Raw genomic sequence first — 3,286 nt, forward strand, 5'->3', positions numbered from 1 at the left:
CCGCCCCACATTGCGCGAACCCCCCTCGGCCCGGTGCCCCGGAAGCGCGGAGAGCAGATCGGCGCAGGCGATGGCGTCGCTGTACGTCGCGGGCCCGTCGAGGACGACGATCCGCACACACGGGTCGAGCGGCCCGGGAAAGCGCATGGCGTCGAGCGCCGACGCGGGAACGACGATGAGACAGGGGACTTGGTGGAGCGTCGCCGCCCAGGCGAACGCGGCGGCCGTGTTGCCCGCCGAGGGAATCACCAGGACGGGCGGGTCGGCGGGCAGTCGGCCGAGCACGGTGTACGCCTCAAGGTCCTTGAACGTACAGGTCGGCAGGTGCGCGCCGCGCTCCGGCCAGTGCCCGTTGAAGGCGGTCCACAGCCGGTCGAGTCCGAGCCTGCGCCCGAGCTTCTCTGCACGCAGGACGACAGGACCGGGTACGTCGGGAAAGGTGCGCGCGACCGGCAGCAGCGAGGCGAACCGGAACAGCCCGGTACGAGGCGCCTCAAAAGGAGCCGCACCAAAAGGAGCCGCGCCGAAAGGCGTCTCGTACTCCGCACGCAGGAACGCCGGTTCATGCGCCCGGGTGCAGTCGAGGATCAGCCCGTCGTCCGCATGCCGCGCCCCGCAGGAGGAGCAGACGAGCGAGTAATGCCGATTTCCCGCGTGTACTGAGGGGCGTACTCGGGACATTGCCTTGCCTTCCGCAGGTCGTTCTTCGCCTTTCAATTGCATCCGGGACTCAGCAAAGAACGGGAGGACCACGCATTGCGGTTGGCCCAACGGTCGGTTGACATCTGGTGCTTGGTCAAGGGGTGGTATAGACCGGCTGATTGTTCAGTTCCGCTTCATTTCCCCTTCTCAGGCAGGGAGTCGGAGGTGTGTTAGCTCGGACCCGACACGGTTCCTTGACGAGAGGGCGGCTGGAGAAATGAGCGACAGGCCGACGCGGTCGCGGGTGCCGTGGCTGCCATCCGAGGACCCGGTTCGTTTTCTTCCGCGCATCGGAGAAGCGGCCTCGGGCGAATGGTTTTCGGGGAATGAGAACGGGGAATACTCGTTGCCCGATCCGGAATCGCTGCGCACCGCGTACCGGAAAATGGTCGTCGGCCGCCGCTTCGACGCGCAGGCCACCGCCCTCGCCCGGCAGGGCCGCCTCGCGGTCCACCCCTCCAGCCTCGGCCAGGAGGCGTGCCAGATCGGCGCCGCCCTCGCCCTGCGCCCCACCGACTGGCTCTTCCCCACCTACCGCGACTGCGTCGCCCTGATCGGCCGGGGCATCGACCCCGTCGAGGCGCTCACCCTGCTGCGCGGCGACGCCCACTGCGGGTACGACCCCGTCGCCCACCGCACCGCCCCCCAGTGCACCCCGCTCGCCACCCACACCGCCCACGCCACCGGCCTCGCCCACGGCGAACGCCTCAAGGGCACCGACACCATCGCCCTCGCCCTCCTCGGCGACGGCGCCACCAGTGAGGGCGACTTCCACGAAGCCCTGGGCCTGGCAGGGGTGTTGAAGGCGCCGGTGGTCTTCCTCGTGCAGAACAACGGGTACGCCATCTCGGTGCCGTTCGCCGCGCAGAGCGCCGCACCGGCCCTCGCGTACAAGGGAGTCGGCTACGGCGTCCGCTCCGAACAGGTCGACGGGAACGACGCCGTCGCCCTGATCGCCGTACTGCGCAAGGCCGTTGAGAGCGCGCGTGCCGGGGGCGGGCCCTGGCTGGTCGAGGCGCACACCTACCGCATGGCCGCGCACACCAGCGCCGACGACCCCTCCCGCTACCGGTCCGCCGAGGAGGCCGAGGCGTGGCGGGACCGGGACCCCGTCGAACGGCTGGAGTCGTGGCTGATGGAGCGTCAACTCCTCACGCCGGACGAGGTGGTGGAGATCGCCGCCGAGGCGGAGGCGTACGCGGCCGACGTGCGCGTACGGCTCGCCGAGGACCCGGTGGTCGACCCGCGCGGCCTCCTCGACCACGTCTTCGGCACGCCCACCCCTCAACTCGCCGAACAGCGCGCCGCGTTGGAGGGCTGCTGAGATGACCGCCACGACCATGGCCAAGGCCCTCAACACCGCCCTGCGGGACGCCCTGCGCGCCGACGAACGCGTCCTCGTGTTCGGCGAGGACGTCGGGCGGCTCGGCGGCGTCTTCCGCGTCACCGACGGGCTCACCGCCGACTTCGGTGAACACCGCTGCTTCGACACGCCCGTTGCCGAGTCCGGGATCGTCGGGCTCGCCGTCGGGCTCGCCATGGCCGGGTTCCGGCCGGTCGTGGAGATGCAGTTCGACGCGTTCGCCTACCCTGCGTTCGAGCAGATCGCCTCCCACGTCGCCAAACTCCGCAACCGGACGCGCGGGGCGCTCTCCCTGCCGATCGTCCTGCGCGTCCCGTACGGGGGCGGCATCGGCGGGGTTGAGCACCACAGCGACTCCAGCGAGGCGTACTACGCCCACACCGCCGGGCTCAAGGTCGTCACCCCGGCCACCGTCGGCGACGCGTACTCCCTCCTGCGCGAGGCCATCGACGACCCCGACCCCGTTGTCCTCCTCGAACCCAAACGGCACTACTGGACCAAGGAGGACGTCGAACTCCCGCTGCGCGCCGAGCCGTTCGGCACCGCCGCCGTCCGCCGCGCCGGGAGCGACGTCACGCTCGTCGCGTACGGGCCCGCTGTCACCGTCGCCCTCGCCGCCGCGGAGGAGGCCGCCGGGGAAGGGCTGGACGTCGAGGTCCTCGACCTGCGGACGGTCGTTCCCCTCGATGACGCCGGGCTCGTCAACTCGGTGCGGCGTACCGGGCGTTGTGTCGTCGTCCACGAGGCGCAGGGGTTCGCCGGAGTGGGGGCGGAGATCGTCGCGCGGGTCCAGGAGAGGTGCTTCGACGCGTTGCGGGCACCCGTGCTCCGGGTCACCGGCCTTGACGTGCCGTATCCGCCGCCGCTGCTCGAACACGCCCATCTGCCCGACGCCGCCCGGGTGTTGGCAGTGCTCCGCCGTGTCCACCCCGAGCCGGTACGCCGCCCCGAACACACCTTCCGCCTGCCCGACCTGGGGGAGGGGCTCACCGAGGCCGAGGTCGTCGAATGGCTGGTCCGCGTCGGGGACCGGGTCACCCACGACCAGCCTCTCGTCGAGGTCGAGACGGCCAAGTCCCTCGTGTCACTGCCGAGTCCGTACGCCGGGGTGGTGACCGCACTGCACTCCGCCGCCGGCGCGGCGGTCGAGGTGGGGTCACCGCTCGTGTCGATCGCCGAGGCCCCACCCACGCAGCAGCCCCCCAGGCCCGACAGCACCCC

The 3,286-nt window shown here is 71.2% G+C and carries 3 protein-coding genes and 1 pseudogene; 3 read left to right on the top strand and 1 reads right to left on the bottom strand.

The features are described from left to right. Window positions 1-681 (bottom strand): pyridoxal-phosphate dependent enzyme (locus AOK24_RS31740; protein ID WP_159052046.1); only part of this gene is annotated, 681 nt, incomplete at its 3' end. A gap of 238 nt (window positions 682-919) precedes the next feature. Between AOK24_RS31740 and AOK24_RS31745 the strand changes: the two genes are divergently transcribed. From AOK24_RS31745 to AOK24_RS51385, 3 genes and pseudogenes are all read left to right on the top strand, one after another. Further along, window positions 920-2,026, top strand: a complete 1,107-nt coding sequence (locus AOK24_RS31745) for a thiamine pyrophosphate-dependent enzyme (RefSeq protein ID WP_107104094.1) — start codon at window positions 920-922, stop codon at window positions 2,024-2,026. Window position 2,027: 1 nt separating this feature from the next. Further along, a pseudogene (locus AOK24_RS31750) lies at window positions 2,028-2,999 on the top strand (alpha-ketoacid dehydrogenase subunit beta); the annotation flags it as partial. Then, a partial coding sequence (locus AOK24_RS51385; protein WP_338060960.1) for a biotin/lipoyl-containing protein occupies window positions 2,976-3,286 on the top strand: 311 nt, incomplete at its 3' end. The pseudogene AOK24_RS31750 and the gene AOK24_RS51385, both read left to right, overlap by 24 nt.

The organism is Streptomyces niveiscabiei (genome assembly GCF_001419795.1).
GTDB classification, from domain to species: Bacteria; Actinomycetota; Actinomycetes; order Streptomycetales; family Streptomycetaceae; genus Streptomyces; species Streptomyces niveiscabiei.